4 protein-coding genes and 1 CRISPR repeat array are annotated in these 5,108 nt (G+C 51.5%); all 4 genes read right to left on the bottom strand.

Annotation, left to right across the window (positions count from 1 at the left end):
- Window positions 1-151: 151 nt before the first annotated feature.
- Window positions 152-1,150 (bottom strand): YheT family hydrolase, encoded by a 999-nt coding sequence (locus AC0QHF_RS09490; RefSeq protein ID WP_324703964.1) that lies wholly within the window; start codon window positions 1,148-1,150, stop codon window positions 152-154.
- 95 nt (window positions 1,151-1,245) lie between these two features.
- The gene (locus AC0QHF_RS09485; RefSeq protein ID WP_324703963.1) at window positions 1,246-1,863 is read right to left on the bottom strand and encodes a TetR/AcrR family transcriptional regulator; all 618 of its coding nucleotides are present in this window, start codon (window positions 1,861-1,863) and stop codon (window positions 1,246-1,248) included.
- 134 nt (window positions 1,864-1,997) lie between these two features.
- Window positions 1,998-3,428: direct repeats of the CRISPR family, unit length 37 nt; unit sequence GTTTCAATCCCGTTGCCGGGATTCATTGGTTTGAAAG.
- A 205-nt stretch (window positions 3,429-3,633) separates the two neighbouring features.
- Complete coding sequence (gene cas2 / locus AC0QHF_RS09480) at window positions 3,634-3,927, bottom strand: CRISPR-associated endonuclease Cas2 (protein ID WP_324703962.1); 294 nt, start codon at window positions 3,925-3,927, stop codon at window positions 3,634-3,636.
- Window positions 3,924-4,907 carry a CRISPR-associated endonuclease Cas1 gene (gene cas1 / locus AC0QHF_RS09475; RefSeq protein ID WP_324703961.1) on the bottom strand — a complete coding sequence of 328 codons (984 nt, stop codon included), beginning with the start codon at window positions 4,905-4,907 and terminating at the stop codon, window positions 3,924-3,926. The genes cas2 and cas1 overlap by 4 nt, the downstream gene beginning before the upstream one ends.
- Window positions 4,908-5,108 lie beyond the last annotated feature (201 nt).

The raw sequence follows: 5,108 nt of genomic DNA, 5'->3' as shown, positions 1-5,108 counted from the left end.
CCCAACCCCCATCCCCCCCAGCCCCCCTTTGGAAGGGGGGAGAATGAAGAATCCCCCCCAGCCCCCATCCCCCCCAGCCCCCCTTTGTAAGGGGGGAGAAAAGGGGGAGAATGTGGAGAAAGTCCCCCTTTTTAAGGGGGATTTAGGGGGATCAATGCCGATCGCACCACTCTAATATCCGGTTCCAAGCCCACCAGGGATCGCGATCGCCCCATTCTTTTTGACAGGATTCGCTGCTGATGTAGCCGACGTGCCCGCCCGATTCCGTCAGCCACAGGTCGATCGCTTCATTGTCTCGACCCACCGCTTCCAAATCGGGGATAATTTCCGGGGTGAATAATGGGTCATCTTTGGCGTATAAAATTAGAGTCGGTTTCTGTAATTGGGGCAGAATTTGCAGACCGCTGCTGGCTTCGTAGTAGGCTTCTACGGTGTCAAATCCCAACTTTTCGATCACCAATTCTTTGTCGAAAGACCGGATCGAATGGGTGCGCTCGATCGCCTCGGGATCGAAGGCCTGGGGGTGAGCTTTTTGCAACTCCCGGGCCAGTTCTTTCAACCGTCGCGCGATCGCCTGTTCTAACTGTTTTCCCAACAAATCGTCCTCCAAATAAGTGAGCGATCGGTTCGAGTCCAGACTCGGACACACCACCATCCCACCCGCGAAATCGGAGGCTTTTACCGCCAGATCTGTCTCCCAATTGTCGGCACTTTGGGCTTCTTTCATGCCCCACAAAGCCAACTGTCCGCCGAGGGAGAGTCCCGAAAACCAAAAGGGCGCCGGACAGCCGAGGGCGACGGATTCGGAGGCTAGATAAACGAAATCTTTCCCCTCATATAATCCGTCGGAGGTGAGGGCCGGGGACAGTTTCGCCGTTTTGCCGTGGGCTCGCCAGTCGAACAGCAACACCGCGTAACCTCGGGCGAAAGCTTTGCGGCCGAGTATTCTCAAAAACCACTGGTTATCTAAATCTCCGACAATGCCGTAGGTGGCGATAATTGTGCCTTTAGGATTTTCGGGGACGGCGTAAATTCCGAAGATCGGCACGCCTCCGGCGCCGGTAAATAGCTTTTCTTTGTAGGGGGGTTCGGGTTCGAGGGTGTTTTCTCGCCAACTTTTGCCCGCTTGGAGGGCGATATATAGGGTCATCAGGAAGCCGTTTGGCAGGAACCAGGGCGGGGTGTAGTTGGGGGTCTGCATGGTCGTCACGATCGCTCTAAAATCTACAATCTCCACCTGCCAAATTATCCGGGTTTTCGGACTTTTTGGCTGACGATCAATTCTACCAAACTGTCGATGAGGCGATCGGCTTCCATCGGCATGGATGTTTTGCCCTGCAAAATTTCTTGGACGACCATATAATGAATTAATGCCCCCACAAATACCCGGGCCGTCGCTTCCGGATCGGCGATCGCCAAATCCCGACAATTTTCCAAATAGTGGGTGAGGATTTCGATCGCTGGTTTGACCAAATTCGTCAAAAAGACCTCGGCCAGATCGGGCCGCGTCCGGGACTCCGCGACGATCAACCGCAGGAAACACAGGTATTCGCGATCGTCGATATTTTCCATCAGCAGCCGTCTGGCCAGATCCCGCAACACTCCTTCGGGTTCGCCTTCCAGGGGTGGCGCCCAGACGATCCGAAACTTTTCCGAGGCGATCTGCTTCACCAGGGCGGTAAACAGTCCGTCTTTGTCGGTAAAGTGGCTGTAGAGGGTCTGTTTGGACACCCCCGCCGCCTTCGCCACCCGATCCATGCTGGTGGAGGCGTAACCGTGGGTGAGAAATTCCGGCATCGCCCCCTTTAAGATTTGTTCCGCTTTATCTGTCAATTCTCCATTGGACTCATAATTTCGTTTCAATCCCGTTGAGGGGACTCATTAATTTTAAAGTGAATATATTAAGGTATTGGCAAAGAAAAGTAAAGAGCCTTCAATCCTGGCGTTGGAATTCACTAATTTAGTTTATTTAAATAAAGTTATATAACTATGTAGTTGTTTCAATCCCGTTGCCGGGATTCATTGGTTTGAAAGATCTGGGAGTGTTCAAAGGCGATCGCGAAAGAGTAGGCGTTTCAATCCCGTTGCCGGGATTCATTGGTTTGAAAGCTTGGATCGAGCGGTATTGTTGGTAGTAGCCGCTTGTTTCAATCCCGTTGCCGGGATTCATTGGTTTGAAAGTTTAAAATTCCAACTATTGCCGCTTGGAAGTTGTATAGTTTCAATCCCGTTGCCGGGATTCATTGGTTTGAAAGCAAAAATTGAGTCAGTTCGTCTTGTTGCATATTCCCGTTTCAATCCCGTTGCCGGGATTCATTGGTTTGAAAGTCACAACTTTTAATCGGTGCGGGTACCCATGAATCGTTTCAATCCCGTTGCCGGGATTCATTGGTTTGAAAGTCCCTGGCGGATGAAGAAAACCGAGGGCATCGGCGATGTTTCAATCCCGTTGCCGGGATTCATTGGTTTGAAAGACAAGGCATTTTATATGCTTCGACCTGATCGCGCATTCGTTTCAATCCCGTTGCCGGGATTCATTGGTTTGAAAGCCGAATATGCTGACAAAATTGCTCAAAGATTATTGTTTCAATCCCGTTGCCGGGATTCATTGGTTTGAAAGGAATGAAATCCGTCGCGAATTTAACGAGGAGTTTGAGTTTCAATCCCGTTGCCGGGATTCATTGGTTTGAAAGTCAACAACGGCGTTACCCAAATCAATTGAGGTATATGGTTTCAATCCCGTTGCCGGGATTCATTGGTTTGAAAGTCGTACCCCCAGCCCCGAGCCGTGGTGGTGTCTTTGTTTCAATCCCGTTGCCGGGATTCATTGGTTTGAAAGGAAAAAATGCCGCACTACCTGAAGCAGAAGTACGGCTTTGTTTCAATCCCGTTGCCGGGATTCATTGGTTTGAAAGCCCGAGCCAGGAGCCCGCAAGCGGATTGCGGAAATGTTTCAATCCCGTTGCCGGGATTCATTGGTTTGAAAGTGAAAACTTGATGCTTTCCGAATTATGGTTTTTGGGGTTTCAATCCCGTTGCCGGGATTCATTGGTTTGAAAGGGCGAGTTGATCCTGGATGTCGGAGAGTCCGGCCTGGTTTCAATCCCGTTGCCGGGATTCATTGGTTTGAAAGCTTCCGCCTGCTAAAAGTTTTTGAGAAAAAAAGTGTTTCAATCCCGTTGCCGGGATTCATTGGTTTGAAAGCTCGATGACGTATGACTCGATTCTGACACTTTAATTGTCGTTTCAATCCCGTTGCCGGGATTCATTGGTTTGAAAGTCGAAGCTGCGGGCCGCGCAGACGCCCAAATCTTTCTGTTTCAATCCCGTTGCCGGGATTCATTGGTTTGAAAGTCTCAAGAGCCTGCTCAAACAAAAGGTGATCCGAAATGTTTCAATCCCGTTGCCGGGATTCATTGGTTTGAAAGTCCGTCCTCTGTAACCCCGATGAATGGGCGTTTCCAGAGCCGGTTTTGGCGGACCCGATCGCGAATGGGCGTTTCAGCGATCGCCGATCGCCCACCCGCCGGAACCCAAAACGCTGAAAGTATTGAATTGTCGAGGTTCTGGCGATTTGGCGGACCCCCCGGGGAAATCGACCGAGCTTCGGTCCGCCAAAATTGCATGAATCAATTATAGGATAGTCGCCGTCTCATGTCTAGGGGGTGGCGTGCCATAAACCACCGTCCGCTTCACCGCCGTCGCATCCAATATATAGATGCAAACCGCATCCTCCCCAGACTTGATCAACTTCTCGATCTGGTGTTGCAGCGTCACGAACTGTTTGGCACTCAAGAAGCACTCGAACAAACTGTACTGCTTCCAAGTCCCGTAGCCGCACAGGAGATCGTGGAGTCGCTGGCGCCGCTTGTTCCCCGCCTTCGTCGCCGGGACATCATAAACCACGAGATAGAGTAACGGTTTCATCGTAACACCAAGGGTTTGTAGGGGACATTTTCCTGCAAGTGGCGGCCGAGGAGTCGGGCCTGCAATTCGATCGCCCGCTGATAGGTGCAGCGGTAGCCGAAAACCGGATGTTTGAACTCCGAATTAAACTTTTGGTTAGCCGCTTCCAAAAACGCCCGCCGCCCCTTATCTTCCAGGCGAAACGACCCCAAACTTTCGGTAAAATCCTCCGGTTTAATTGCCTTGCGGCTGAGTACCGACAGCACCAAATTATCCGCCACCAACGCCCGCATTTCCTCCATCAAATCCAACACCAAAGCCGGTTGTCCCCGGGTGGTTTCGTGGAGGTAGCCGATATAGGGATCTAACCCTGCCATATGAGCCGCCGCCGTGACTTGCACCCGCAACAAACCGTAACTAAAGTTTAACAAAGCATTGACGCGATCGCCTGCGGGACGACGGTGGTGCGATCGGCCCAAAAACTCCCACCCCTCGGGCAACAGTTCCGGCCAGCGGGCGAAATATTCCCGCGCCACCGTCCCCTCAATTCCCCGCACTTGGTTGAGGTTTTCTTGTTTCCAAACCTGAGCTTTATATTGTTTGAGAGGATTGTCTTTTTGCCCCCGCCGATAGAGGACATTATATTGATTATGAATTTTAGCAGAAACGATAGTTTTAACCAACTCCAAGCGACGCTCTGGGTCGGCGTGCAGGGCATATTGAGCCAGTCGTAATTGACCATTTTTGGAATAGCTGGGCAAGGCCGAACCGAGATGTTTTCCAAAGCTGGAAAGGTAGTGAACCGGCATCCCCAACTCCAACGCATAGCAGAGGGCGTCCCCGCTAATGCTGGGATTTCCCATCAGTACGATTTGTTCGACAGTTTGGGCGGCGACGGACTGTTTCTTCCAGGTTCCGTCCTCCTGGGGAATTGCGACTTTAAAGGCTTCATATTTTTTGCTTAACATCGAGCCAGGTTGGGTGAGGTAGAGTATAGACATGATAGTTTCAGGTGTGTAATTGTGTCCTTCTCCCCCCTTCCTCCCCCCTTACTCCCCCCTTACAAAGGGGGGCTGGGGGGGATGGGGGCTGGGGGGGATCTTCTGTTTCTTATCAATGGGAAACGATCCCCCATTATCCCCCTTAATAAGGGGGACTTTGATTGATTCTCCCCCCTTTCCAAGGGGGGCTGGGGGGGATCT

The organism is Lyngbya sp. CCY1209, assembly GCF_055795065.1.
The sequence above is the reverse complement of the archived record's forward strand: the minus strand, read 5'-3'. Positions and strand labels throughout refer to the sequence as shown.